Annotated in this window: 24 protein-coding genes and 2 pseudogenes; 15 read left to right on the top strand and 11 right to left on the bottom strand. The window is 56.1% G+C overall.

From position 1 onward, the window contains the following. Positions 1 to 163: pseudogene (locus BFG58_RS24365) on the bottom strand (LysE family translocator); the annotation flags it as partial. Positions 164 to 548: 385 nt separating this feature from the next. Here BFG58_RS24365 and BFG58_RS18845 point away from each other — a divergent pair. From BFG58_RS18845 to BFG58_RS23995, 6 genes are all read left to right on the top strand, one after another. Beyond that, positions 549 to 860, top strand: a complete 312-nt coding sequence (locus BFG58_RS18845) for a type II toxin-antitoxin system HigB family toxin (RefSeq protein ID WP_069720328.1) — start codon at positions 549 to 551, stop codon at positions 858 to 860. Continuing rightward, on the top strand, positions 857 to 1276 hold the full coding sequence (locus BFG58_RS18840; protein ID WP_069720327.1) for a type II toxin-antitoxin system HigA family antitoxin: 420 nt from the start codon (positions 857 to 859) through the stop codon (positions 1274 to 1276). The genes BFG58_RS18845 and BFG58_RS18840 overlap by 4 nt, the downstream gene beginning before the upstream one ends. A gap of 69 nt (positions 1277 to 1345) precedes the next feature. Continuing rightward, positions 1346 to 1756, top strand: a complete 411-nt coding sequence (locus BFG58_RS18835) for an Imm63 family immunity protein (RefSeq protein ID WP_069720326.1) — start codon at positions 1346 to 1348, stop codon at positions 1754 to 1756. Positions 1757 to 1867: 111 nt separating this feature from the next. After that, entirely contained in the window at positions 1868 to 2458 is a 591-nt protein-coding gene (locus BFG58_RS18830; protein WP_069720325.1) for a hypothetical protein, read from the top strand. A gap of 281 nt (positions 2459 to 2739) precedes the next feature. Next, the gene (locus BFG58_RS18825; protein WP_069720324.1) at positions 2740 to 3243 is read left to right on the top strand and encodes a DUF2569 domain-containing protein; all 504 of its coding nucleotides are present in this window, start codon (positions 2740 to 2742) and stop codon (positions 3241 to 3243) included. 231 nt (positions 3244 to 3474) lie between these two features. Continuing rightward, positions 3475 to 3774, top strand: a complete 300-nt coding sequence (locus tag BFG58_RS23995; protein ID WP_139125326.1) for a hypothetical protein — start codon at positions 3475 to 3477, stop codon at positions 3772 to 3774. Positions 3775 to 3890: 116 nt separating this feature from the next. Here the strand turns inward: BFG58_RS23995 and BFG58_RS18820 are convergent, their stop codons facing one another. Continuing rightward, positions 3891 to 4205, bottom strand: a complete 315-nt coding sequence (locus BFG58_RS18820) for a DUF6678 family protein (protein WP_083261532.1) — start codon at positions 4203 to 4205, stop codon at positions 3891 to 3893. 124 nt (positions 4206 to 4329) lie between these two features. Here BFG58_RS18820 and BFG58_RS24360 point away from each other — a divergent pair. After that, a pseudogene (locus BFG58_RS24360) lies at positions 4330 to 4431 on the top strand (AraC family transcriptional regulator); the annotation flags it as partial. On the opposite strand, the gene BFG58_RS18815 reads toward BFG58_RS24360, so the two are convergent. Continuing rightward, positions 4428 to 5318 (bottom strand): oxidoreductase, encoded by an 891-nt coding sequence (locus BFG58_RS18815; RefSeq protein WP_069720323.1) that lies wholly within the window; start codon positions 5316 to 5318, stop codon positions 4428 to 4430. The pseudogene BFG58_RS24360 and the gene BFG58_RS18815 overlap by 4 nt on opposite strands. Before the next feature lie 104 nt (positions 5319 to 5422). Between BFG58_RS18815 and BFG58_RS18810 the strand changes: the two genes are divergently transcribed. After that, entirely contained in the window at positions 5423 to 6544 is a 1122-nt protein-coding gene (locus tag BFG58_RS18810) for a YbdK family carboxylate-amine ligase (protein WP_069720322.1), read from the top strand. On the opposite strand, the gene BFG58_RS18805 is transcribed toward BFG58_RS18810, so the two are convergent. The 3 genes from BFG58_RS18805 to BFG58_RS18795 all read right to left on the bottom strand — a co-directional run bounded on the left by BFG58_RS18805 (position 6474) and on the right by BFG58_RS18795 (position 13531). Further along, on the bottom strand, positions 6474 to 9629 hold the full coding sequence (locus BFG58_RS18805; RefSeq protein ID WP_069720321.1) for an efflux RND transporter permease subunit: 3156 nt from the start codon (positions 9627 to 9629) through the stop codon (positions 6474 to 6476). The genes BFG58_RS18810 and BFG58_RS18805 overlap by 71 nt on opposite strands. Positions 9630 to 9638: 9 nt before the next feature. After that, positions 9639 to 10700: an efflux RND transporter periplasmic adaptor subunit gene (locus BFG58_RS18800; RefSeq protein ID WP_069720320.1), complete on the bottom strand. Its 1062-nt coding sequence runs from the start codon at positions 10698 to 10700 to the stop codon at positions 9639 to 9641. 122 nt (positions 10701 to 10822) lie between these two features. Beyond that, positions 10823 to 13531, bottom strand: a complete 2709-nt coding sequence (locus BFG58_RS18795) for a cation-transporting P-type ATPase (protein ID WP_069720319.1) — start codon at positions 13529 to 13531, stop codon at positions 10823 to 10825. 479 nt (positions 13532 to 14010) lie between these two features. On the opposite strand from BFG58_RS18795, the gene BFG58_RS18790 reads away from it, so the two are divergent. Next, the gene (locus BFG58_RS18790; protein WP_013097677.1) at positions 14011 to 14259 is read left to right on the top strand and encodes a DUF1158 domain-containing protein; all 249 of its coding nucleotides are present in this window, start codon (positions 14011 to 14013) and stop codon (positions 14257 to 14259) included. A 54-nt stretch (positions 14260 to 14313) separates the two neighbouring features. Here BFG58_RS18790 and BFG58_RS18785 read toward each other — a convergent pair whose 3' ends face one another. Together BFG58_RS18785 and BFG58_RS18780 are read right to left on the bottom strand one after the other, a co-directional pair. Further along, positions 14314 to 14655 (bottom strand): RamA family antibiotic efflux transcriptional regulator, encoded by a 342-nt coding sequence (locus BFG58_RS18785; protein ID WP_010428317.1) that lies wholly within the window; start codon positions 14653 to 14655, stop codon positions 14314 to 14316. A 32-nt stretch (positions 14656 to 14687) separates the two neighbouring features. Further along, positions 14688 to 15791 carry an MBL fold metallo-hydrolase gene (locus BFG58_RS18780; RefSeq protein ID WP_069720318.1) on the bottom strand — a complete coding sequence of 368 codons (1104 nt, stop codon included), beginning with the start codon at positions 15789 to 15791 and terminating at the stop codon, positions 14688 to 14690. Between the two features lie 190 nt (positions 15792 to 15981). Here BFG58_RS18780 and BFG58_RS18775 point away from each other — a divergent pair, with 190 nt between their 5' ends. The 3 genes from BFG58_RS18775 (at position 15982) to nfsB (ending at position 17704) form a co-directional block, all read left to right on the top strand. Continuing rightward, positions 15982 to 16572, top strand: a complete 591-nt coding sequence (locus tag BFG58_RS18775) for a TetR/AcrR family transcriptional regulator (protein WP_045909668.1) — start codon at positions 15982 to 15984, stop codon at positions 16570 to 16572. Next, positions 16562 to 16930: an MmcQ/YjbR family DNA-binding protein gene (locus tag BFG58_RS18770; RefSeq protein WP_023293103.1), complete on the top strand. Its 369-nt coding sequence runs from the start codon at positions 16562 to 16564 to the stop codon at positions 16928 to 16930. The genes BFG58_RS18775 and BFG58_RS18770 overlap by 11 nt, the downstream gene beginning before the upstream one ends. 120 nt (positions 16931 to 17050) lie before the next feature. Then, positions 17051 to 17704 carry an oxygen-insensitive NAD(P)H nitroreductase gene (gene nfsB / locus BFG58_RS18765; protein ID WP_024906901.1) on the top strand — a complete coding sequence of 218 codons (654 nt, stop codon included), beginning with the start codon at positions 17051 to 17053 and terminating at the stop codon, positions 17702 to 17704. Positions 17705 to 17797: 93 nt separating this feature from the next. Here nfsB and BFG58_RS18760 read toward each other — a convergent pair whose 3' ends face one another. Then, positions 17798 to 18730, bottom strand: coding sequence for a LysR family transcriptional regulator (locus BFG58_RS18760; RefSeq protein ID WP_069720317.1), 933 nt, complete (start codon positions 18728 to 18730; stop codon positions 17798 to 17800). Between the two features lie 123 nt (positions 18731 to 18853). Here BFG58_RS18760 and BFG58_RS18755 point away from each other — a divergent pair, with 123 nt between their 5' ends. Beyond that, positions 18854 to 19612: a 3-oxoacyl-ACP reductase family protein gene (locus tag BFG58_RS18755; protein ID WP_069720316.1), complete on the top strand. Its 759-nt coding sequence runs from the start codon at positions 18854 to 18856 to the stop codon at positions 19610 to 19612. A gap of 166 nt (positions 19613 to 19778) precedes the next feature. Here the strand turns inward: BFG58_RS18755 and BFG58_RS18750 are convergent, their stop codons facing one another. Further along, a complete protein-coding gene (locus BFG58_RS18750; RefSeq protein WP_069720315.1) occupies positions 19779 to 20648 on the bottom strand; it encodes a helix-turn-helix transcriptional regulator in 870 nt (289 codons plus the stop codon). 107 nt (positions 20649 to 20755) lie between these two features. On the opposite strand from BFG58_RS18750, the gene BFG58_RS18745 reads away from it, so the two are divergent. Together BFG58_RS18745 and BFG58_RS18740 are read left to right on the top strand one after the other, a co-directional pair. Continuing rightward, positions 20756 to 22192, top strand: coding sequence for an MFS transporter (locus tag BFG58_RS18745; RefSeq protein ID WP_069720314.1), 1437 nt, complete (start codon positions 20756 to 20758; stop codon positions 22190 to 22192). 65 nt (positions 22193 to 22257) lie between these two features. Beyond that, complete coding sequence (locus BFG58_RS18740; RefSeq protein WP_048026895.1) at positions 22258 to 23499, top strand: mechanosensitive ion channel family protein; 1242 nt, start codon at positions 22258 to 22260, stop codon at positions 23497 to 23499. A 134-nt stretch (positions 23500 to 23633) separates the two neighbouring features. On the opposite strand, the gene pheP is transcribed toward BFG58_RS18740, so the two are convergent. Beyond that, positions 23634 to 25022: a phenylalanine transporter gene (pheP, locus tag BFG58_RS18735; RefSeq protein ID WP_069720313.1), complete on the bottom strand. Its 1389-nt coding sequence runs from the start codon at positions 25020 to 25022 to the stop codon at positions 23634 to 23636. Positions 25023 to 25069 lie beyond the last annotated feature (47 nt).

The raw sequence follows: 25069 nt of genomic DNA, 5'->3' as shown, positions 1-25069 counted from the left end.
GCACAAAACCCGCTACAAATACATTACCCAGTACCGTAAACAGTGCAATACGTCTTCCCTGACCGACGCCTCTGGCGATAGTTAGCATCATGTCTGGCCCCGGAGAAATCTCCAGAAGCGTCAGCGCGAGAAGAAAAGTGATAAACGTTTCGATGGAAGGCATCTTGGTTGAGTCCGGATAAATATTTCTGCTACGTTACCTCAGTCCGATTCGAGCCGAAAGTGGAATATACTGCAGCGTCTGCTGCTGGCACAAAGCGGACTCATCTTTCGCACACTTCCATAAGATATTGTTAGTAAAACTAACCTCCACCAGATTCCTTTTCAGCAAACAATTTCTGAATACGCTACGCAAATCAAACAAATACCCAAAACCGAGCCATACCATCCACTTTAATCTCTCACCACCACCTCTTAAAGTATTCGCACTCATTAAATGAGCGCCGTAATTACGGGCATGTAGAAACTGCACTCCCATCGTAGTTTCCACATTGTCAACTCACCAATCACCACCTATAATGTTTCCATCCTGGAAACAAGGGGCATGGATGCACGTAGTCTCAAGAGCGCCTTTCGATACGGCGACCAGACATTTTCCCAATCAAGCACTCGCCCTGGACGATCTTTACCGGGTACTAAAGAAGGAACACTACTCGTCACCAGGCGACATGCGAAAGCGCTTTCCCAGCCTGGACCGGATGAAATACCGGGAAAAATGGTGGGTCATTGATGTAGGTGGCGGGCATTTAAGAATAATATTTTTTGCTGATTTTGAACGGGGAAAGATCTTCATTAAACACATCAGCACGCACGCAGAGTATGACAAGCTCACGGACCTCTACCGGAGAACGAAAGAATGAATTATGCAGCAGCCATCAAAGCGGCAAACGAGCTGACTAACGAGCTTCCCTTCCTGGGCTCAAGCCCGTCGCGACAAGATTACGAGGATGCGCTGGCGATGGTGGAACACCTTATTGAGCACGACTCCGATAGCCCGCTGGTAGAGATGCTTACCGCGAAAATCGATAAATACGAAAACGAGTCTCCGGAGTTTGCAGAATTTAACGCGCGTATTGCCAGCATTCCGTCAGGCGTTGCGTTATTACGAACGTTGATGGATCAGTACCAACTCACTCAGAGCGATTTCGAGAATGAGATTGGTAAGAAGTCTCTGGTGAGTCGGGTCCTTAATGGACAGCGCACATTGACCCTGGATCATATGCGGGCGCTGGCGAAGCGTTTCGGTTTGCCTGTGAGTGCGTTTGTGGGGAAGTGATCGCGAGCAGACTCTATGCACCCATTCTGCGATAATGAGTGCTTCACATAAAAGAACAAAGGAATGCTGATGAAAACGATAGAAGAACTACGAAACGAGCTTCTAAAAATAGGTGAGCAACTTGGGGGAGGCACAAGACCAAATCATTACTTCTTTATTCCTGACCAATCTGATGGGGTTGCAACTCCCTATCTAGAAATTCATGGGAAAGAATATCATTTTATCATCAGTGAAAGGGGTCTTGAAATACAGCGAAAAGTAACGCTCAGTGACGATGAAATTCTTTATTGGTTTGTGGAGAGTGCCTTGGCGGGGCTGGCCTCAACCTATGCAGCAAAACATTCATCTGAACGGGAATTCAGAGAGGTTTATTTCAGAAAGGAATACAGTTTAATGCTCTCAGTCAAGCCCGAATGGGCAACAAGAAAGCGCAAAGAAATCACTCAGCTTCTCCATTCGCAAAGAAGCGAACATCGTTAACCCAACCGGCTCGTTACATTTACTGCCCTATCCCCCTCTCTTTTCCTGGTGATTGCCTGCAGCACGCCATCTGATACTCTGGCTGCACTCAAGGGATGACAAGGAAGAGAAATGCTGAATCCTGGATTCGTAACCCGCAAAGCGCTTGCTCAGTGGCAGGATGTCCCCGCTTTTTTACCTCAGTTCCAGTTTCATGAAAAACACCGAACGGTCATTCATACTGCGCACCCTGAACATATTCTGCCGTTGATTGCCAACTTTGACGTCCGGCAAGACGCTGTGATTCGTCGGTTGATGGCTTTGCGGCAATTACCGCAAAAACTTCTGCGCGTTCAGCAGGCTGACTCAATCAGCAACTTTGGTCTGCACAGTTTTACCCTTTTGAAAGATTCAGCATCGGAGCTTTGCTATGGCTTAAGAGGGCAATTCTGGCGTGCAGATTTCGGTCTGGAAAACGTGCCGGATGCCAGCGCGTTTCAGACGCCTGCCGTGCCGGGCAGCGCGACACTGTTGCTGCGCTACCAGGTAAAGGAACTGGCACCAGATCAGCATGAACTCAGTACGGAAACGTTCGTCTTTTGCCCGGACAGAAGCACCCGGCTCAGGATGGCGGCTTACTGGCTGGTAATACGGGCGGGCAGCGGCTGGATCCGCAGGAGAACGCTGAAAGCGGTTAGGATGAATATCGAGAAGCTGGACTGAAGTGCAACAGAGAACCTTATGGTGTTCAGCGTTAGCACTTTACTTTAAATATTCTTTTCCGGTCGGGAATTGTCGGAAAGAAATGTTTGAGGAACCGTTATTAGCAAAGCTCGGTCCCGGGTAGGGACTTAGAATGAATATCTGTGCTGCGGGAATCTCCCCTTAACACAAATTTACTCGAAAAAGTTACCTACACAGCATACTTATTTATCAGTCAGTTGCGTTTGTAATAGACTTCGTTTAATCTATTGTAAGTTATAAAATACTTCAAAGGTCCATATATGGAATGGGGATGCATAAAGTGTGGGGTCGAAATACCTCAGGACAGAGAGTTTTGCGACAGTTGTGAAGATAAAAACTTCAGGAAAATTGGAGGTTTTCTTTTTTTACCTCTTATAGGATTAGTGGTTACTGCTGCTTCCTATCTTTTTGCAATGACAGATGCATTTAAATTTACGATAGAAAATTATTCGCACCTGAATGCAAATGCAAAAATTTTCTTCATAGTTTCTCTGTTTATTTATATTGGCGAATTTCTTTTTACAGTCACTGTTTTTTCATTTTTCCTAAGAAAGAAGAAATCGCTACCAAAGCTTTACATTTTGTTTTTAATATCAATCGTGACGACAATGTCATTTAATACCTATTTGCTTTACATATTAATTCCTGGCGCTGAAATTGGCTATAATGAACTTGTACCTGTTTTTAGAAACGTGATTACGGCTTTAATTTGGATTCCCTATTTCATAACCTCTGTTCGTGTAAAAAGAACGTTTATCCGATAAAAAGCACGAGTGGCTTCATCATTTTGATGACAGAAGATGCATGGCTATACTAATGCACTTACAGTCATCAACACTGAGCGGACGCTATCACCGTCCGCTCATTATACGGAAAGGACAGAAAAGTGGGTAAGGTCCGCACTGAGTTAAGAACGGACACTCTTGTAGAAAGCATGGCGTCGGATTACAGTGAGAGCATTGATTGATAAGTGAGTACAATCAGAACAGTAGCCAATGAAACAAAAACTTCGCAAACGTAACCAGGACTGGATATCAAGGCAATTACAACGTGCGCGCAAAGAGAAAATGCCGTTAAGTTTCTTTATTAATTTTCCTTCAATACGAGCAACTGCGTGTAATGGTCAGCGCCTTAAACGGCGTGGTCGTCTCAAGCCTGACTGGAGTCGCGCATTGTTTCATCCGGGGTGGGGAGAAGTGCCGATTATTGGACAGCAAGGCTCTGTGTATTGGTTTGAGGGGTTTGATAAGGAACAATTACCTGGAGAATTGATGCCGCTATGGGAAGATGTCTGATTGTATTGACTTTGAATTAATAAACTTTCAGTGTAACGATTAGACAGTGAGGAGTAGAGGCCAATTCTACGCAAAGACTAACGTATTCCTGTTAGCCATTAAACGATTTTATCTGGTTAAATATAATCTACATAGCTGACCGAATCTGCGTATCCCCAAATTCTATAACCGGTTGATACCTCGATTCCAGGGAGATGAATAGCGCGAAGAATAGTACCTACCATGGTATGTTGTTCAACTGAGTTTGTCATAATATCAAGATACTTGATATCCAAATAGCCACCTTCACAGAAATGGTAAAACCACTCGCCATCAACTGCAGATTCATAGCCATTGAGAAAAGTGATTTTCCATAAGGGGGGAGATTCCATGCTAACCATTGCCATGCGGATCTCATTCCATTTTGTATTATTCATGCAGCTATAAAGCATTTGAACCTCCCGGGATCTGCTCCCGACAGATCAACACGCTACCAGGATAACCACGTAAAATTATGGCACAAAGCTGATATTCATATTCACTTATCTTCCCGCCTTTCTATCGCCCCACCCCACTCTCGGGTACGAATCTGTGAACGCGTTTATCACCATGTTCAGAAAAGCGATGGGCAGCGCGCCCGCCCATTACTTTGCCGAACGGAAAAACAGTAACCGTTAACCCGGCCCCTCGCTCCCCGCCGCCAGCAGCGGCACCACCACGTCGCTGATGGGCACCTCAATGCCGTGTTTGCGGGCGTAGCGCTGGATGACGCCGTTGCGGATTTCCCACTCCATCGGGCGATCCGCCTGACGGTCAGCGAGAATCGACGTACCCAAATCCACTGGCGCGCGCTGGAAGTTCGCCAGAATCTCCTGCGCCACGTCATCGTTCAGCTTCGCCCCTTCGGCGCGGGCGACGGACAGCCCTTCGCGCAGATAGGCCAGCGAAAGTTCGCTGATATCCTCGCGCCTGAACATCCCGGCGCGGCGGTTGGCGAGCACCATCAGCCCGGCGACCGCATTCTGCAGCAGCTTGCGCCAGGCGACGGTGGGGAAATCTGCCGAGAGTTCAACTTCACAGCGCGTACCGCGAAGCGCCTCTACCACCCGCTGTGCCTGAGGCACATCGGGCAGCGTCAGGCGCGGTTTGGCGCGCAGCCAGACGGAGGCATCCGGCTCGCGCTGCGCCGGGAACCAGACCACCGAGGGCAGCACAGTCGCACCACTGACCAAAGGCTCAAGCTGCGCCTTCTGTTCCACGCCGTTTTGCAGGGCGCAGACCACCGTATTTTCATCGCACAGCGCGCGCAGCCAACCGGCGCTGTCGGCATTTTGCGTCGTTTTCACCGCGATAAACACGAGGTCAACGGGGCGCGAAATGGCCGTCGGATCGGTTAATACCGGGCCGGGCACCACCGTTTCACCCTCGTCGTGACGCAGGCGTAACGCCGCGTGTGCGGTCCGTCCGCAGAGCAGCGGCGTGCGGCCCGCGTCATGCAGTACCGCGGCAACGGTGGTGCCAATCGCACCGGGACCAATCAGCGCAATGGCTGGATAGTCAGACATGAGTCACTCCCCTTTTGCTAAGCCTGCTATCAGTTATACCACCCTGAGACGGGCGCGCCACACCTGTTGTCTATACTCAACATTCACAGACAACGGAGTGCGCCATGCCTTTACCCGATTTTAAATCCTCTGAACCGTTCACCCTTGGCATCGAGCTCGAACTGCAGGTGGTTAACCCGCCGGGGTACGATCTCAGCCAGGACTCCTCCGCGCTCATCGCCGCCGTCAAAGACGACATCAAAGGCGGTGAAGTCAAACACGACATCACCGAAAGCATGCTCGAAATCGCCACCGGCGTGTGTCAGACCATCGATCAGGCGGCGGCGCAGTTCTCGGTGATGCAGCAGAGCATCCTGCGCGCGGCGGCAGAGCAGCACATTCAGATCTGCGGCGGCGGGACGCATCCGTTCCAGAAATGGCAGCGCCAGGAGGTGTGCGACGACGAGCGCTATAACGTCACGCTGGAGCGCTTTGGCTATCTGATTTTGCAGGCGACGGTGTTCGGTCAGCACGTTCACGTCGGCTGCAGGACCGGGGATGACGCCATTTACCTCCTTCACGGCCTGTCGCGCTTTGTGCCGCACTTTATTGCCCTGGCGGCCGCCTCGCCGTACATGCAGGGCACCGACACAAAGTTCTCCTCGTCGCGGCTCAATATCTTCTCCGGGTTCCCGGATAACGGACAGATGCCGTGGGTCAACAGCTGGCAGGAGTTCGAAGGGCTGTTCCGCCGCCTGAGTTCCACCAGCATGATCGACAGCATCAAGGATCTGCACTGGGATATTCGCCCCAGCCCGCATTTTGGCACCGTGGAGGTGCGGGTGATGGATACGCCGCTGACGCTCGGCCACGCGATTAACATCGCCGGGCTGATTCAGGCCACGTCACACTGGCTGCTGACCACGCGACCGTATAAGCATCAGGAACGGGATTTTCTGCTCTACCGCTTTAACCGTTTTCAGGCGTGTCGCTACGGGCTGGAGGGGATCCTGACGGATGTGCATACCGGCGAGCAACGAACCGTGGCGGAGGACATCGCCTGGCTGCTGGAGCAGGTGGCGCCGTCGGCCGATAAGCTCGGTGCCACAAGCGCAATCAATGAAATTGCCCTGCTGTTAAAGCAGGGCAAGAGCGAGGCGCAGCGCATGCGCGACTTTATCGCCGACGGCGGCTCGCTGATTTCTCTGGTCCAGAAGCACTGCGAGCTGTGGGCGACGAGTCCGTAAGGCCGTGGCCCCACTCCCGCAGGCGCTGGAACAGCACGAACAGCGCGGGGATGAACAGAATCCCCACCACGGTCGCCACCAGCATGCCGCTGAAGACCGTGGTGCCGATGATGCGACGGCTCTGGGCGCCTGCACCGGTCGCCAGCATCATCGGCAGAACGCCGATAATGAACGACACGGCGGTCATCATCACCGCGCGGAAGCGGCGCGAGGCCCCTTCCCGCGCGGCATCGACAATCGCCATTCCGTCCATACGCCGCGCGCGGGCGAACTCAACGATAAGAATCGCGTTCTTGGCCGCTAACGCGATCAGCAATACCAGACCAATCTGCACGTACACGTCGTTGGCGTATCCGGCCATCCACAGCCAGACCAGCGCCCCGCCAATGGCAAACAGCACCGAGAGCATCACGCTCGCCGGGAGCGTCCAGCTCTCGTACTGGGCGACGAGGAACAGCCATGCCATCACCACCGCCGCCAGCACGATCCAGATCGCCTGATTACCTGTCTGCTGCTCCTGGTACGACATACCGCTCCAGGCGTAGTCGTATCCGGCCGGCAGGCTTTCCGCCAGGAGCTCGCCCATCGCCGCCATCGCGGTGCTGCTGCTCACCCCAGCCGCTGCCGAGCCGCTCACCGATACGGACGGGAACTGGTTGTACTGCTGCAGGAACGGCGCGCCGACGGTCGGAGTGATGGTGACGAGGTTGCTCAGGCGCACCCGCTCGCCGCTGTTGCTGCGCACAAACAGCTCGCTGATCTGCTCTGCGCGCTCGCGCCACTGCATCTCGTTCTGCATCACCACGTGGTAGACGCGGTTGTTGATGCTGAAATCCCCGGCGCGCGTGCCGCCAAAGGCGGTTTGCAGGCTGCTGAAGATGCGCGACACCGGCACGTCGAGACGGGCGGCGCGCTCGCGGTCAACGGTCAGCGTCAGCTGCGGCACGTTGCTGCTCCAGGTGGTGAACACACGGCTCAGCTGCGGATGCTGGTTGGCTTCCGCCAGCACCTCACGGGTGACGCGCTCCAGCTCCGCCGGGCTCTGCCCCGCCTGGGCCTGGATGCGCAGGTCAAAGCCGGAGGCGTTGCCCAGCCCCGGCAGCGTCGGCGGCGCGAAGGTCATGATGGTCGCTTCCGGCAGGGCCAGCAGCTGGCGCTGCAGGGTGCCCATCACCTCCTCCAACGGTGGACGCGCGCTCCAGTCCTTCAGCATGATGGAGATAAACCCGCCGTTGGAGGCGCTGGTGCCGTTGAGGATGTTAAATCCGGAGACCTGAATGACGTCCTCCACCGCCGGATTTTGGGCGATCAGCTCCCGCGCGGTGGTCATCACCGCTTCGGTGCGCTCCAGCGAAGCCGCTTCCGGCAACTGAACGCTGGCGAAGAAGTAGCCCTGGTCCTCCTGCGGCAGGAAGCCTTTTGGCATCGACGTAAAGCTGAACAGCACGACTGCCGCCGCGCCTGCGGTTGCCAGCAGCGCCAGCCACGGGCGCAGGTTTAAGACATGCACGAGGCGGGTGTAGAAACCGCGTGTAGCGTCCAGCCCGCGGTTGAAGGCGTGATAAATGGCCGCAGGTTTCTCCGGGCGCGGACGCAGCAGCATCGCGCACAGCGCGGGCGTCAGGGTCAGCGCCACCAGGCTTGAGAGCGTCACGGCGGTGGAGAGCGTCACCGCGAACTGGCGGTAGAGTTCGCCGACAATCCCCGGCAGCAGCGCCACCGGCACAAATACCGCCAGCAGCACCAGCGTCGTCGCAATCACCGGCCCGGCAATCTGGCGCAGCGCCAGCGCGGTTGCCGCCATGCGGCTCTGTCCTTCCGCCATCAGCGTTTCGACGCTCTCCACCACCACGATGGCGTCATCCACCACCATGGTCAGCGCCAGAATAATGGCAAACAGGCTGAGTGTGTTGGCGGAGTAGCCGAGCGTGTAGAGCACCGCGAAGGTTCCCACCAGCGACACCGGAATGGCGAGGGCGACAATCAGCGTCGCGCGCCAGCTCTGCAGGAACAGGGAAACAACGATAACCACCGCCAGCATCGTCAGCGCCAGCGAGACGCCGATCTCTTTAATGGTGGCAGCCACAAAAGAGGTGGTGTCGAATTTCACCTCATAAACCAGGTCGTCCGGGAAGCGCGTTGAGAGGCGTTCCAGCTCCGCGCGTACCGCATCGGCCACGCGCAGGGCGTTGGCGGACGGCGTCGGATAGATGCCCAAATAGGCGGAGTCGTGCCCGTTCAGCTGCGCGCCGGAGTTGTAGCTGCGCGAGCCGAGCTCGATGGTGGCGACGTCCTTCAGGCGCACCAGCTGGCCCATCTCCCCGGCGCGGATGATGATGTCGGCAAACTCTTCGGCCTGGCTTAAGCGCCCCAGCCCGTTGATGGTCAGGGTCTGCTGCTGGCCGTTAAACACCGGCGGCGTGCCCACCTGACCCGCCGCGCCCTGTACGTTCTGCTCGCGCAGCGCCTGCGCCACGTCATCGGTGGTGACGTTCAGGGCGTTCATGCGGTCCGGGCGCAGCCAGATGCGCATGCTGTAGTCGCGCGCGCCGAACATCTGCACCTGCCCTACGCCGGGCAGACGCGACAGCGCCTCGCGCACCTGGGTGCTGGCGTAATTGCTGACGAACAACGGCGTGTGGGTGTTATTCGGTGAGTAAAGACTTACCCCCATCATCAGGTTGGTGGCCCGCTTGCGCACCTGCACGCCGTTTTGCTGCGCCTCGGTCGGCAGCTGCGCCACGGCCTGCGCCACGCGGTTTTGCACGTCGATGGCCGCGAGATCCGGATCGGTGCCCGCCGCAAAGGTAATGTTCAGGCTGTAAGTGCCTTCGTCCGAACTGGTGGACTCCATGTAAAGCATATGGTCCACGCCGTTCAGCTGCGTCTCCAGCGGCGTGGCGATGGCCTCCGCCACGTCAGCGGAGCTGGCACCCGGCCAGCTGGCAGAGACGTTCACCACCGGCGGCGTGATCTGCGGGTACTGCTCCACCGGGATAATCCTCAGCGCAATGGCCCCCAGCAGGGTGATGACCAGCGCAATCACCATCGCGAAACGCGGGCGTTTGATGAAAAACGTCAGCATGATGGCTCCTTAATTCAGTATCTGGACAGCAGCGCCGGGCTGCACGCGCTGCGCGCCGTCAGTAATCGCTCGCTCACCGGGCTTCACGCCAGAAGTGATCTGGAACTGCTGGCTAATCTGACCAGCCACGTTCAGCGGGCGCATTTCGGCGTTGCCGTCGGCATTAACGACCCAAGCAAAGTAGCCGTCGCCGTTCTGCTGGACCGCGGCGGCGGGCAGGGTCAGCACCGGCTGTTCACTTGCCGGACGCAAAAACACGTTCACATTGCCGCCGGGCAGCAGCTGATGGCGCGGATTGGCAAACTCGGCGCGCAGCATCACGCTGGCGGTACGCGGGTCAACGCGGTTATCCACTGACGTCAGCTCGCCGCTGACGCGCTGGCCGTTGTTGTCGATCAGCGCCTGCCAGGCACGCTTCATGGCATTGATATCAGCATGCTGTCCGGCTTTGGCGGCAAACGCCCCCTCTTCCAGCGCAAAGGCGATGCGGATCGGGTCAAGCTGCACCACCTCCACCAAAACGCCGCTCGCCGGGTTGACCAGGCTACCCACGTGGAAGCTGCTGTGCCCCACGCGGCCGTCAATCGGCGAGGTGATGCGGGTGTAGCTCAGGGTGACGTTGCGGGCTTCGAGCCGGGCCTTCGCCTGCTCGAGAGCGGCACTGGCGACGTCGCGCTGCATGCGGGCGTTGTCCACGTCGTGACGGCTGATGGCGTTGCTGCTGCCGAGACTTTCAAAGCGGGAAAGCTGCTGCTGCGCCTGGCGCAGCGTGGCTTCGGCGCTTTTCACTTCGGCCTGCGCCAGGCGCAGGGCGGCGCGCGGCTCGGCGTCGTCCAGCTCAAACAGCACGTCGCCTTTTTTCACGTACTGCCCGTCGCGGAAGTGGATTTTGGCAATCGCGCCTTCCGTGCGCGCCCGTAGCTCAACGGTGTGAATGGCTTCGATGCGGCCCGGGATCTGGCGCTCGGCGGCGTGGGCGGTTTGCTCCACGGTGGCGACGCGAACGGGAATGGCGGCGAATGCGGGTTGCAGGGTACTGACAAGAAGTGCTAACAGGACCGGGAATTTCATGGGAGTACCTCAGCGTTGTTTCTCCCCTCACCCCGGCCCTCTCCCCAAAGGGGCGAGGGAGAAAACCGGGCGGTCCCCTCTCCCCTGTGGGGAGAGGGTTAGGGTGAGGGGTAAGGTTTTCGTTATGCAGCCTTACGGAACCTGCGGGTCAGTCGCTTCTCGATTTCGACGACGAAGAACATCACGCCTGCAACGGCCAGGGTCACAAACCAGTAACGCAGCGGCAGGGCTTCGGTACCGAACAGCATCTGCATAAACGGCAGGTAGATAATCGCCGCCTGGAGCAGGAACAGCACGCCCGTCACCAGCCAGATCCCTTTGTTCGCCAGCAGACCGCGGTTGAGGGAGAACCCTTCGGTGTTGCGGCAGTTAATCATGTATACCCACTGGGCGCAGACCAGCATCTGCAGCAGCACGGTGCGGATAAACTCCGCGCTGTGGCCGCGCGGAGCCAGCCAGGCTTCCAGCGCAAAGGCGGCGATGGCAATCATGGTGCCGACGAAGGCCACGCGCCAGACGGCGTAGGCGTCCATCACGTGCTGCCCGGTCTGACGCGGCGGACGGCGCATGATGTTGCGCTCGGCGGCCTCAAAGGCCAGGCCGAAGGAGAGCGTGGCGGAGGTGGCCATGTTCATCCACAGAATCAGCACCGGCGTCAGCGGAATGATGTTCCCCGCCAGCAGCGCAATCACAATCAGCAGCCCCTGCGCCAGGTTGGTCGGCATGATGAACAGGATGGTCTTCTTCAGGTTGTCGTAAACGCGACGCCCCTCTTTCACCGCGCTGGCGATGGTGGCGAAGTTATCGTCCGTCAGGACCATGTCCGCCGCCTCTTTGGTCACTTCCGTGCCCTTAATGCCCATCGCAATACCCACGTCCGCCTGACGCAGCGCCGGGGCATCGTTCACGCCGTCGCCGGTCATGCCGACGATTTCGCCTTTGTCCTGCAGCGCTTTCACCAGGCGCAGCTTATGCTCCGGGCTGGTACGGGCGAAGATGTCATACTTCACCGCCGCGTCCGCCAGCTCGGCGTCGTCCATCTTCTCCAGCTCATAGCCGGTGACCGCCTGCTCGCTGTTGCTGATCCCCAGCATCTGCCCGATGCTCATTGCCGTCTGCGGGTGATCGCCGGTGATCATCTTCACGCGGATCCCCGCCTGCTGGCAGGCGTTAATCGCGTCAATGGCTTCCGGGCGCGGCGGATCCATCATTCCGGCGATGCCGAGGAAGATCAGGCCGTGGCTCAGGTTATCGTGCGTCAGTTCCTGCTCGCCGTTCGCTGGCTTGAACGCCGCGGCGACCATGCGCAGCCCCTGACGCGCATAGCGCTCCATCTCACTTTCCCAGTACGTGCGGTTGAAGGCTTCTGCACCGTGACGGGTCTGCTGCTGCGCGCAGAGGGCGAAAATGACGTCCGGCGCGCCGGTGATCAGGATCTGCTCCTCACCGCCAATCTGGTAGTGGGTGCTCATGTACTTGTACTGCGAGTCGAACGGGATCTTGTTAACCAGCGTAGTCATCACCGGCTCAAGGCTGGCTTTCGCCGCCAGCACCTTCAGCGCGCCCTCGGTTGGGCCGCCGGTGATGCCCCACAGCCCGCGATCGTCCTCAATCAGCTGGCTGTCGTTACACAGGTCGATGGTGCGCAGGTACTGCTCCAGCACGGTGCCCGGCTGGATCTGCACCGGCTCGTCGCTGCCTTCCAGGTAGATGTTGCCTACCGGCTCGTAGCTGTTGCCGTCCACGCGGTAGCAGGCGTCGGCGGTGATGATGGCTTTAGCCGTCATCTCATTCATGGTCAGGGTGCCGGTTTTATCCGAGCAGACCACGGTCATCGCGCCGAGCGTTTCAACCGTCGGCAGCTTGCGGATAATCGCCCGCTTGCGCGCCATCGCCTGCACGCCCAGGGAGAGGATGATGGAGATAATGGCCGGCAGACCTTCCGGTACGGAGGCCACCGCCAGGCTAATCAGGGAGAGCAGGAGCTCCCCCATAGGGATCTCGCGGAATGCCAGGCTGAAGACAAACAGCGCGGCCATCATCGCCAGAATAATCGCGAAGATCGCTTTACCCAGCTTGTCCATCTGCACCAGCAGCGGCGTACGGTGCTTCTCGATACCCGCCATCATCTGGTTGATGTGGCCGAGTTCCGTATCCTGACCGGTCGCGGTGACCACACCGATGCCGCCGCCCGCGCTGACGGTCGTCCCGGAGAAGACCATATTGGTGCGATCGCCCAGCGGTAATTCGCCGCTCAGCGGATTAACGTGTTTATCCACCACGGTGGATTCACCGGTCAGAATCGCCTCTTCCACACGTAAATTATGCGCTTCAATTAAACGCATATCCGCCGGAATACGATCCCCCGCACGCAATACAATAATATCGCCCGGGACTATTTCAGTTGTGGGGATTGTTTCATGGTTGCCGTTACGAATAACGCGCGCCTCGCTGGCGAGCATATTACGAATACTCTTCAGGGATTTTTCCGCGTTACTTTCCTGAATATGACCAATTAAGGCATTGATTACCGCCACGCCCAAAATAACCAGCGTATCAACCCAGTGGCCCATTACTGCCGTTAATACGGCGGCGGCCAGCAGGACATAAATCAGCACATCATTAAAATGGGCCAGGAAACGCAGCCAGGCGGGTTTGCCTTTTTTCTCCGGCAGCGCGTTCGGCCCTGTTTTTTGCAGACGCACCTGCGCTTCTGCACGGTCCAGACCGCTGGCCTGGCTCTGCGCGTGTGCAAGCACCTGCTCTACGGTCTGCTGGTATGCCAGCCCGCCGGAAGGCGGCACGTTCGGAATCACTTTTTTTTCAGTCATCGTATTTTTCCTTCAATTTCCGGTGAACAGAAGCCTGAATTCCTTTCGGGCTTAAATAAATTCATTTTAAAGTCTTGCGGGTAAAATTGATCTACCGCAATATAATGACTTCTCGGTTATTCAAAACTGTTTAAAACTATTTCGATGTTCTGATTTTTACAAAATATTTCTAAACCAAAACTAAACGAGGGGGAACCATGTGGGGTATTTATCGCGGGCGCAGACTGGTGTTATACGTTATCGCGGCCATTGTTATTGCCACGTTAATTGGTTATAGCACCTATACATTTGTAAAATTATTTTCCTGATGCGGACGTTTATTTACATAACGCGATATTAATATAAACGCCGGGTCGTATGTTGTTATTTGTGCGCAGTAATAATGTTTTTGTTTTATTCAAAAAGGTCAGCGGGGCTGATATTGCTTTACGTTACAGAATGCCGGACAATGACATTTTTAACTGACGATTAACATTACGATGAAACACCCGCTAGAATCGCTGCTCACCGCAGGCGGCATTTTATTACTGGCCCTGCTTTCGTGCCTGCTGCTCCCGGCGCCTTCGCTTGGGCTGGTGCTGGCGCAGAAGCTGGTTCAGACCTTTCACATGGTCGATCTTAACCAGCTCTATACCATTCTGTTCTGCGTGTGGTTTTTACTGCTCGGGGCGATTGAATTCTTCGTGCTGCGTTTCGTCTGGCGACGCTGGTTTTCACTCGCGTCCTGAGCCCATAAAAAAGCCGGGTGGCGGCTACGCCTTACCCGGCCTACACGCGACAGGTTAATGTGTCTGGCTATGGTTCTCTTTACGGTACGCACCCGGCGGCTGGTTGAACGTACGGGTGAAGATACGGGTAAACGTCTGCTGCGAGTCAAACCCGTAACGCAGGCAGATGTCGTACACCCGGGCGTCGGATTCTCGCAGATCGCGCGCCGCCAGCAGCAGCTTACGTTCACGAATATAACGCCCCAGACTCTCCCCTTTGTACTGCATAAACAGCCGCTGCAGGTGCCATTTCGAGTAACCCGCGTGACGGGCAATCTCTTCTATTCGTAATGGCTGGTGCAGATTGTCGTCGATCCATTCGACGATAGTGTCGATGACTTGAGCGGAAATGGTCATACTGCTGTCCCCCTCTGCTTCTCGCTTAAACATTATTCCCACCACGCACGAAAGGTTTGTGCGCTGTCGCTTACCCGGACGGGCTCGCCCAGTTCCGGCGTCAGCAACCGATAATTTTTATCCTTGCTGGCTTTTGCCAACTGGATCAGCGGATCGTTCCAGGCGTGTTTCGCCAGCACGAAGCGTCCGTTATGCCCAGGCACCACGGCTTTCGCGTTCAGATCCACCGAGGCCTGCGCCGTTTCCTCCGGCAGCATGTGGATGTACTTCCAGTCCTGGTCGTACTGGCCGTTTTCCATGATGGCGACGTCCACTTCGCCAAACTGTTCACCGATGGCCCTTAAGTGCGGGCCGTAACCGGAATCCCCGCTGTAGTAAACCTTCTGCTCTGGCGTGACGAACATGAAGCTGCCCCACAGGGTGCGATCGCGTTTGATGCCGCGACCGGAGAAGTGACGCGCAGGCAGAACGTGCACCGTCAGCGCATCGCTGATGCGTACCGACTGGTTCCAGTCGCGCTCGTCAATAATCTCGGGCTTCATCCCCCAGTAACGCAGGTGGGACCCCACGCCCAGCGGCGTGACCACCCGCTTCACCTTCGGCAGTAGCGCCTTGATAGTGGCGTAATCCAGATGATCGTAGTGATCGTGCGAGATAATCAGCAGGTCGATCGCCGGCATGCGTTCCGCGCGCCACGGATACTCCCCGGCAAAGGCCTTATTGAGGAACGAGAACGGCGCGGCATAGTTGCCAAGAACCGGGTCAATCAGGATGCGTTTGCCTGCGAGCTGCAGATACCACGAAGAGTGACCGAGCCACACCAGGGTGTCCTGCTCCAGCGGCAGGCTCGCAAGATCGGTTTTCACCAGCGGCAGTGGCTGGGTCGGGCGGGCGTTTTCGGTTTTTTTAGTCAGAAACTCCCACATCGCGACCAGCATATTTTTGTCACCGTTATATCCCGGTGTCGGCAGCGTATTGTGGAATTTCCCCTCGCGATACTGTGGGGAGGCCTCCACTTCGGTGAGGCGTTCACCCTGCGGCGGCTGGCCGAATCCGGCATTCAGAACAAACGGTAAACTCGCGGCTGAAGCAATAATCATGATTAACACCACGCAGATGAAGAGAGGTTTTTTCATATCCTGACCCGAAAACGCGCCCCATCCGATAGCGTGCGCAGGGTAAACTTGATTATGAGTGAGTAAGCACTCATTATAGATATGATGATAAAGTCGTCAAGACGTTTTCGATCTTTGACATTCCGCGTTGCAGCGTGTCAAAGCACGTGTTTCAATCAGGGTTTTTATAATTGACAGGAGGAAAAATTTAGTGGCACGTCCGAAGAGTGAAGATAAAAAACAGGCCTTACTGGAAGCCGCAACGGCGGCGTTTGCACAGTCAGGCATTGCCGCTTCAACGGCGCTTATTGCCCGTAAGGCGGGCGTCGCCGAAGGCACCCTGTTCCGCTACTTTGCTACGAAAGACGATCTGCTGAATGCCCTCTATCTGCATCTGAAGCAGGATCTCTGCCAGACCATGCTGGCAAACCTCGATCGCACCATCACGCTGCCTAAAGAACATACCCGCAATATCTGGAACAGCTATGTGGACTGGGGTATTCGTAACCCCGTTGCGCATGCGGCGATCCGCCAGATTGGCGTCAGTGAAAAGCTGAGCGTCGAAACGGAACAGGCGGTGAAAGAGATGTTTCCGGAGCTGCATGAACTCTGCCGCCGTTCGGTGCGTCAGGTGTTTATGTCTGATGAATTTAAAACATTTGGCGATGCGCTTTTCTTATCGCTGGCCGAAAGTACGATGGAATTTGCCACCCGCGATCCGTCCCGCGCTGTTGAGTTTAAAGCGCTCGGCTTTGAGGTGATGTGGCGCGGGCTTGCCCAGGAAGAGAGCGATGGACAGTAAAACGTTGCAGGAGCACGCAAAACGCGTGGCGCTGGAACTGCCGTTCACCGAACACTGCTGGCCGTTTGGGCCGGAGTTTGACGTGTTTAAAGTGGGTGGAAAAATTTTCATGATTGTGGCCGTCGCACACGGGCGGCCGCACGTCAGCCTGAAGTCAGACCCGGAGAAATCGCTGTTAAACCAGCAGATTTATCGCGGCGTTGAACCGGGCTATCACCTCAACAAAAAGCACTGGATCTCTCTTTACGGCACTGACGACGTGACGCCGGAACTGGTTACCGATCTCATCAATGATTCCTGGCATCTGGTGGTGGATAAACTGCCGAAAAAAGACCAGAAGTGGATCCGGCCGGTCTGATTGTTCGTCTGAGACGAACAAATTAAACGCTCGAATTGCCCTTATCTTTTTCCCCGTCCCGCTGTAATCTGCTCATCTTTCGCGCCCGCACGCGGGCGAATTTCATCATCAGGAGTTGTTATGGATATCATTTCTGTTGCGCTGAAACGCCACTCCACCAAGGCGTTCGACGCAAGCAAAAAACTGACCGCTGAAGAAGCGGAAAAAATCAAAACCCTGCTGCAGTACAGCCCGTCCAGCACCAACTCCCAGCCGTGGCACTTCATTGTGGCCAGCACCGAGGAAGGAAAAGCGCGCGTGGCGAAATCCGCGGCAGGCACCTATGTGTTCAATGAACGCAAAATGCTGGATGCCTCTCACGTGGTGGTGTTCTGCGCGAAAACCGCGATGGACGATGCCTGGCTGGAGCGCGTTGTCGATCAGGAAGAAGCCGACGGTCGCTTCAACACCCCGGAAGCTAAAGCCGCGAACCATAAGGGCCGCACCTATTTCGCCGACATGCACCGCGTGGATCTGAAAGATGACGACCAGTGGATGGCGAAGCAGGTTTACCTGAACGTCGGCAACTTCCTGCTGGGCGTGGGCGCAATGGGCCTGGACGCGGTACCGATCGAAGGTTTCGACGCCGCGATCCTCGACGAAGAGTTTGGCCTGAAAGAGAAAGGCTTCACCAGCCTGGTGGTGGTACCGGTTGGGCACCACAGCGTGGAAGATTTCAACGCCACGCTGCCGAAGTCCCGCCTGCCGCTGAGCACGATTGTGACCGAGTGCTAATCCCTCCTGGCACGCTGGGCTCCGGCGTGCCTGTTTTCAATCAAGCGTAATCTGCGCGCGCGTCAGGAGCGGACTTTGATTGATAGCCATTTATCATACTGAAAACATTAATCTGGCATCAAATTTCCTGTAAAGCTGTTGTTCACGAAACTTTTTAATTACGAAATCTACAAACACACGGGTCTTAGCTGGCAACATTTTATGTGTAGGAAAATACAGGGATAGCGATCCATTATCGGCATACCAGCCAGGTAATACCCGCACAAGTTGGCCACTTTCCAGATAAGGCAGCAAATTAGGTAAACTTGCGACTGCAATGCCTAATCCCATCACTGCAGCCTGGCAGCAGGCCCACGGCTCATTTACTGTTATGTGTACTGGCAGGGTGATAGCCGACTGTCGATCCTGGCTGTCGCGCAGGACTAAATTACGTATCCGCCCGGTTTGCGGAGAGCGTATACGAATGCCTTTACCCTGCGTCAAATCCTCCGGTTCGACAAAAGGTGGTGTCATGGCAAGATAGGCAGGTGATGCGGCCAGAATGGAATGTGATGGCGCTAGTTCTCGAGCCACAACCCCCTGAGCCAGTTCAAATCCTCCCCCAATCGCCGCGTCAAATCGCTCGCCAATCAGGTCTACTTTCCTGTTATCAAATTCCCAGTCCGGGCGTATGTGCGGGTAATAGCTTAAAAATTCATCCAGCAAAGGCAACAGGTAGTGCATGCCGAAATGTGTCCCCACACTTACCTTCAGTGGCCCAGAAGGTTGCTGCGCGCTGGCTCCAAGGTTGTCCATAGCCATCTGAATTGATGTCAAACCACCACGAACTTCTTCCAAAAAAAATGCACCGGCTTCGGTCAGGGTGAGCTTGCGGGTGCTACGTTGAAATAGCCGAACCCCTAGTTGATTTTCCAAAGAAGTCACATTCTTTCCTACCGCTGCCGACGTCAAAGCAAGTCGTCGACCCGCAGCTGAGAAGCTGCCCGCATCGGCGCTCTCTACGAAGCATTGTAATTGATTAATCAAGTAGCTCACCTCATTTGAAACCATTAGTTTAAAATGATTATAGCGATTTGTGGCTATTCCGACTCAAATATCAGGGTGATAATGAATCCATCAACGTATACACCCTCAAATTGGAGTCACATCATGAACAACACAACGCGTATCACTTCACTGGCTGGAAAAATTGCTTTTGTACAGGGCGGCTCACGCGGTATTGGCGCTGCAATTGTCCGCCGATTAGTTCAGGAAGGCGCCAGCGTAGCCTTTACCTATGTTTCCTCGGTGGATAAAGCAAACGCCCTGGTAATGGAGATAGAAAAAGCGGGGGGAACGGCCTTAGCCCTTCAGGCCGATAGCGCCAATGAGCAGCAATTGCGACAGGCAGTCGAAAAAGCTGCGCATCATTTCGGCCATATTAATATTTTGGTTAATAACGCTGGAATTTTTAAAGTCGGGACACTTGAAGAAATCGGTATGGAAGATTTTGACAGCACATTAGCAATAAACGTACGCAGCGTATTTGTCGCCAGTCAGGAAGCAGTGCGACATATGCCAGACGGTGGCCGCATCATTACCATCGGTAGCACCAATGCCGAGCGGATGCCCTTCGCTGGCGGAGCTGTATATGCTATGAGTAAGTCCGCTATCGTTGGTCTCACCAAAGGACTGGCGCGCGATTTAGGCCATCGGGGGATCACTGTAAATAATATCCAGCCCGGCCCAACCGATACGGATATGAATCCCGCATCTGGCGAAATGGCGGAAGAGCTGATTAAACTGATTGCGGTGAATCGTTATGGGAAAGACAGTGAGATCGCCGCCTTTGTAGCTTTCCTTTCAAGTCCCGAAGCTGGCTACATCAGTGGAGCTAGCCTGACGATTGACGGTGGATTCGGGGCTTGATAATACGCTCGATTAATAAATTTTGATATTTTCATGAGCCCGTCGCCATAAACTGTTTTGTGCCAGACGCGGACGTCCTTATGACCGGGCAATCACGCATTCCCGGTCATATTAAACTTCTACACTAAAATAGCACCGGGGCGACCATGTCAGCGATGTCGACAGTCTAGCCACGCTGCGCCGCCAGCCACGCCATCGCCCGCTCCCCCGCCTCATCCACCGGTAAATAAACCAGCAGCCGCGATCCGTTTCGCGGCGCGGAATACCAGTACATCTGCTGTAGCGTAAAATCCCCCAGCTCGGGATGGGTAAACAGCTTGAGCTGGTTCTCCACGCCGCGCACGTCGTTGCGCTGGTGCCACAGGGTTTTGAACTCTTCGGACACCGCGAAGAAACGCGCCAGTTTGGCCTCCCACAGTGGGTCACCCCGGTGTTCGGCCATCGCCGCCCGGAAATAGGAGACAAAAATGGGCAGCACGTCGTCGCGTCTGCCGAGGCGCGCGCGCCACGCCGGATGCGTGAGGAACAGATAAATACAGTTGCGATCTTCGGGAGGGATGTCATTGAAATCGACGCCCATCAAGTGCCCGAAGCTGTCGTTCCACGCCACGATATCGAAGTTCGGTTTTTGAATGCTCGCGGGTTTCGGCATCAGCGTATCCAGCAGGCGTCGGGTGCCTTCGCTGATGCCTTCACAGCAGACCGCCTGTGGTGCTTCACCCGGCGGCAAACCCGCTAACACAAACAGGTGCCGGGCCTCGGTCGGGGTGCATTGCAGCGCTTTTGCCACGGCCGCCATCACCGCGCTGGACGGATTGACGTCCCTGCCCTGCTCAAGCCAGGTGTACCAGGTCACGCCCACGTCAGCGAGCATCGCCACCTCTTCCCGGCGCAGACCCGGCGTGCGGCGACGACCGCTGCGCGGCAAGCCGAGACGCTGCGGATCGAGGCTTTCACGCCGGGCGCGTAAAAATGCCCCGAGCTGTTTTCGGGTGTCATCCTGAAGTGAGACGACAGGTTCAGACATCAGCGCCATAAATCCCCCTGCATGGTAGTGCCAGTACCAGTATAAGCAAGAACTGGTACCCGTTTATCTGATGGTAGATGCTACGACCATCTGTTGAATGACGCAATGGAGTTACCATGAATACGTCAGTTGTTTCACCGGGTCGCGCTGGCCTGATATTGCTGTTAACCGGCCAGATGCTGCCGATGATTGATACCTCAATCACCAACGTGGCGCTGGACGCCATTACCCATTCACTGCACGCTACCGCCACCGAACTGGAGCTCATCGTCGCGCTCTACGGCGTGGCCTTTGCCGTCTGCCTCGCGCTCGGCAGCAAGCTGGGGGATAATTTTGGCCGTCGCCGTCTGTTCATTTGGGGTGTGGCGAGCTTTGGCCTGGCCTCGCTGCTCTGCGGCATAGCGGGGAACATTGAACAGCTGCTCGCCGCGCGCATCGTTCAGGGCGCGGGTGCCGCACTGATCATGCCGCAAATTCTTGCCACGCTGCACGTGACGCTCAAAGGTACGGCGCATGCTAAAGCCATCAGCCTGTTCGGCGGCATCGGCGGGATTGCGTTTATCGTCGGGCAGATGGGCGGCGGCTGGCTGGTATCGGCGGATATCGCCGGGCTGGGCTGGCGTAACGCCTTCTTTATCAACGTGCCGATTTGTCTGGTGGTGCTGGCGCTGAGCCGCCGCTTCGTACCGGAAACCCGTCGCGAGACGCCGTCACGCATCGACTGGCCGGGTACCGTGTTGCTGGCCATCATGCTTTGCTGCCTGCTGTTCCCGATGGCGCTCGGCCCGCAGTGGCACTGGTCCTGGCCGCTGAAGGCGATGCTGCTCGCCCTTGTCCCGCTGGCATGGCTGATGGCGCTGAATGCGCGCAAAAAAGAGCGTGAGAATGCCCACCCGTTGATCCCGCCGCGCCTGCTTGCGCTTCGCAGCGTGCGCTTTGGCATTCTGATTGCGATGCTTTTTTTCAGCGTCTGGTCCGGGTTTATGTTCTGTATGGCCCTGACCATGCAAACCGGTCTGGGGATGGCGCCGTGGCAATCCGGGAACAGTTTTATCGCCCTGGGCGTGACCTACTTTGTGTCGGCGTGGTTCGCACCTCGGCTGATTGCCCGCTACAGCACCAGCACCATCCTGCTGACGGGTCTGGCGATCCAGATTACCGGCCTGCTGGCGCTGATCGCCACGTTCCGCGTTTGGGGCATGGAGAATACCACCCTGACGCTGGCACCCGCGACCGGACTGGTGGGCTACGGGCAGGCGCTGATCGTGAACAGTTTTTACCGCATCGGGATGCGCGACATTCAGCCAGACGACGCGGGGGCCGCGAGCGCTATTTTAAGCACCCTGCAGCAGGCCGCGCTGGGTCTTGGCCCGGCTATTTTTGGCGCCATTTTGCTGCATGCGCTTCAAAACCATCACGGGGATTACACCCAGGCGGTTAACGTCTTCCTCATGGTGGAAACAGCCATGATGGTGGTGCTGGCTCTGGCGACGCTGCGCATCCGCCATCGCCTGTGCCTGCCGGTGGTAAAGGTCTGCCAGGCCGCCAAATAAGTTCGTGAATTGGCATAATAGATCCGCAGCCGCCATTATGGGGCTGCAAAAATACAGGAGACGTTATGCAGGAATTGATTGCTCAGGTTGAAGAGTTAGGCATTGAAATTAATCACACCACCTCTTTAGTGATTATCTTTGGTATTATTTTTCTTACCGCCATCATCGTTCATTTTATTCTGCACAAAGGGGTACTTCGCGCATTCGAAAAACGCGCGCAGGCCAGCAGCCATTTATGGCTGCAGATCATCACCCAGAATAAATTATTTCACCGTCTGGCCTTTACCCTGCAGGGGATAATTGTCAACGTCCAGGCGGTACTGTGGCTGCAAAAGGGCAGCGAAGCGGCGGAAATACTCACCACCTGCGCGAAGCTGTGGGTGATGGTGTATGCCCTGCTCTCCTTCTTCTCGCTGCTGGACGTGATTTTCAATCTGTCGCAGAAAATGGCTACCGCGTCACAGCTGCCGCTGAAAGGGATCTTCCAGGGCATCAAGCTGGTGAGCGCCATCCTGGTGGGGATATTGATTATCTCCCTGCTGATTGGCCAGTCCCCGGCAATTCTGATCAGCGGTCTTGGCGCCATGGCCGCCGTCCTGATGCTGGTGTTTAAAGACCCGATACTCGGACTTGTGGCGGGTATTCAGCTTTCTGCCAACGACATGCTCAAGCTCGGCGACTGGCTGGAGATGCCGAAATACGGTGCCAACGGTACGGTGACGGACATCGGCCTGACCACTGTGAAAGTGCGCAATTTCGATAATACGATTACGACCATTCCGACGTGGGCGCTGGTCTCCGATGCCTTTATCAACTGGAGCGGCATGTCGGCCTCCGGCGGGCGACGCATTAAGCGCAGCCTGAACATTGATACCACCAGCATTCATTTCCTCGACGAGCAGGAACAGCAGAAACTCATTCAGGCGAAACTGCTGAAGCCTTATCTGGCCGCACGTCATGAGGAAATTAACCTGTGGAATCAGCAGAACGGTGAAGGGGAATCAGTATTAAACCTGCGCAAGATGACCAATATCGGCACCTTCCGCGCCTACCTGAACGAATATCTGCGCAACCACCCGCGTATTCGTAAAGATATGACGCTGATGGTGCGCCAGCTAGCGCCTGATGCGAATGGCTTGCCGATTGAAATATATGCCTTCACCAATACCGTGGTCTGGGCAGAATATGAGGAGATTCAGGCCGACATCTTCGACCATATTTTCGCGGTGGTGGATGAATTTGGTCTGCGTATTCACCAGTCGCCGACGGGGAATGATATTCGCTCGTTGACCCCTCAGCATCGGTGAGGTGGGTTGCCGGGTGGCGGCTTCGCCTTACCCGGCCTACTTTGATTTTGTAGGCCCGGTAAGCGAAGCGCCACCGGGCATGAAGGCAAGTGTGGTCTGGTGCCCTCTCCCACAGGGAGAGGGAGAAAACTGCGCTACTTTTTGCGCGAGAGCTTAAAAGCAATAAACAGGAACACCACCCACACCGGCAGCAGCATCGCCGATAGGCGCATCTCATCCATGGTGCACATCAGTACCAGAATCAGCCCCAGGAAAGCGATACAGAGGTAGTTCCCCGCCGGGTAAAGCAGCGCTTTGAACTGCGTTTCGCGCCCCTTGCGGCGCATCGCGGCGCGGAACCGCAGGTGCGCCAGGCAGATCATGATCCAGTTAAGCAGCAGCGTAGCGACTACCAGCGCCATCAGCAGGCCAAAGGCCTCTTTCGGCAGCAGGTAGTTGATCAGCACCACCAGCGACGTGATGGCACCTGACAATAACAAGGAGTTCACCGGCACGCCGCGACGGCTGACGCGGGTTAAGAAGCGCGGTGCGTTGCCCTGAACGGAGAGGCCAAACAGCATACGGCTGTTGGAGTATACGCCGCTGTTATAGACCGACAGCGATGCCACCAGAATGACGAAGTTCAGCGCAGAGGCGACCACATTGCTGTTCAGATCGTGGAAAATCATCACGAACGGGCTGCTGTCGGACTTCACTTCTACCCAAGGATAGAGCGCCAGCAGCACCACCAGCGAGCCGATGTAGAACAGCAGAATCCTGTACACCACCTGGTTAACCGCTTTTGGAATGCTTTTATGCGGGTCGCGCGCTTCAGCAGCGGTAATGCCAATCAGCTCCAGTCCGCCGAAGGAGAACATGATCACCGCCAGGGAGAGGATCAGCCCTTTCCAGCCGGTGGCGAGGAAGCCGCCGTGCTGCCACAGGTTGTCGAGCGTGGCGCGCTCGCCGCCGTGGCCTGAGAACAGCAGCCACAGGCCAAAGCCGATCATGCCGATAATCGCCAGCACCTTGATCAGCGCAAACCAGAACTCGGTTTCGCCATACAGGCGGACGTTGACGAGGTTAACGGCGTTAATAATGATGAAGAACGCCGCCGCCCAGATCCACGTCGGGGCATCCGGCAGCCAGTACTGCATATAGATGCCTGCGGCGGTCAGCTCCGCCATCCCCACCAGCACGAACATCACCCAGTAGTTCCAGCCGGACAGGAAGCCGGCAAACGGGCCCCAGTATTTATAAGCAAAGTGCGCGAAGGAGCCTGAAACTGGCTCTTCGACAACCATCTCGCCAAGCTGGCGCATGATCAGGAAGGCAATAATCCCAGCGATAGCGTAACCCAGCAGCACCGCCGGGCCCGCCATCTGAATAGCGGGGCCGATGCCGAGAAAGAGCCCGGTACCGATTGCGCCGCCAAGGGCAATTAACTGAATATGTCGATTTTGCAAACCACGTTGCAGCGTCGGATTCTGATCCGACGAGGCTTCGGCGCTACCATGGCCTGAAGCGGATGACGCGTCTTTCACGTCCTACCCCTGTCTCTTTTTTAGAAGGGGCACGTTTTAACACTTCA

Origin of the sequence: Enterobacter sp. ku-bf2, assembly GCF_001742765.1 — a bacterium.
Classification (GTDB): domain Bacteria; phylum Pseudomonadota; class Gammaproteobacteria; order Enterobacterales; family Enterobacteriaceae; genus Enterobacter; species Enterobacter quasiroggenkampii.
Note: the sequence above shows the minus strand (reverse complement) of the source record. Positions and strands in the feature narration are given on the sequence as shown.

Coding starts and splice junctions, on each gene's coding strand:
- BFG58_RS18815 (WP_069720323.1), bottom strand. CDS start 5,318: ATGTCTGACTATCCAGCCATTGCGCTGATTGGTCCCGGTGCGATTGGC.
- BFG58_RS18745 (WP_069720314.1), top strand. CDS start 20,756: ATGAATACGTCAGTTGTTTCACCGGGTCGCGCTGGCCTGATATTGCTG.
- BFG58_RS18830 (WP_069720325.1), top strand. CDS start 1,868: ATGCTGAATCCTGGATTCGTAACCCGCAAAGCGCTTGCTCAGTGGCAG.
- BFG58_RS18750 (WP_069720315.1), bottom strand. CDS start 20,648: ATGGCGCTGATGTCTGAACCTGTCGTCTCACTTCAGGATGACACCCGA.
- BFG58_RS18810 (WP_069720322.1), top strand. CDS start 5,423: ATGCCTTTACCCGATTTTAAATCCTCTGAACCGTTCACCCTTGGCATC.
- BFG58_RS18825 (WP_069720324.1), top strand. CDS start 2,740: ATGGAATGGGGATGCATAAAGTGTGGGGTCGAAATACCTCAGGACAGA.
- BFG58_RS18795 (WP_069720319.1), bottom strand. CDS start 13,531: ATGACTGAAAAAAAAGTGATTCCGAACGTGCCGCCTTCCGGCGGGCTG.
- nfsB (WP_024906901.1), top strand. CDS start 17,051: ATGGATATCATTTCTGTTGCGCTGAAACGCCACTCCACCAAGGCGTTC.
- BFG58_RS23995 (WP_139125326.1), top strand. CDS start 3,475: ATGAAACAAAAACTTCGCAAACGTAACCAGGACTGGATATCAAGGCAA.
- BFG58_RS18820 (WP_083261532.1), bottom strand. CDS start 4,205: ATGCTTTATAGCTGCATGAATAATACAAAATGGAATGAGATCCGCATG.
- BFG58_RS18785 (WP_010428317.1), bottom strand. CDS start 14,655: ATGACCATTTCCGCTCAAGTCATCGACACTATCGTCGAATGGATCGAC.
- BFG58_RS18755 (WP_069720316.1), top strand. CDS start 18,854: ATGAACAACACAACGCGTATCACTTCACTGGCTGGAAAAATTGCTTTT.
- BFG58_RS18780 (WP_069720318.1), bottom strand. CDS start 15,791: ATGAAAAAACCTCTCTTCATCTGCGTGGTGTTAATCATGATTATTGCT.
- BFG58_RS18805 (WP_069720321.1), bottom strand. CDS start 9,629: ATGCTGACGTTTTTCATCAAACGCCCGCGTTTCGCGATGGTGATTGCG.
- BFG58_RS18790 (WP_013097677.1), top strand. CDS start 14,011: ATGAAACACCCGCTAGAATCGCTGCTCACCGCAGGCGGCATTTTATTA.
- BFG58_RS18800 (WP_069720320.1), bottom strand. CDS start 10,700: ATGAAATTCCCGGTCCTGTTAGCACTTCTTGTCAGTACCCTGCAACCC.
- BFG58_RS18845 (WP_069720328.1), top strand. CDS start 549: ATGCACGTAGTCTCAAGAGCGCCTTTCGATACGGCGACCAGACATTTT.
- BFG58_RS18770 (WP_023293103.1), top strand. CDS start 16,562: ATGGACAGTAAAACGTTGCAGGAGCACGCAAAACGCGTGGCGCTGGAA.
- BFG58_RS18835 (WP_069720326.1), top strand. CDS start 1,346: ATGAAAACGATAGAAGAACTACGAAACGAGCTTCTAAAAATAGGTGAG.
- BFG58_RS18840 (WP_069720327.1), top strand. CDS start 857: ATGAATTATGCAGCAGCCATCAAAGCGGCAAACGAGCTGACTAACGAG.
- BFG58_RS18740 (WP_048026895.1), top strand. CDS start 22,258: ATGCAGGAATTGATTGCTCAGGTTGAAGAGTTAGGCATTGAAATTAAT.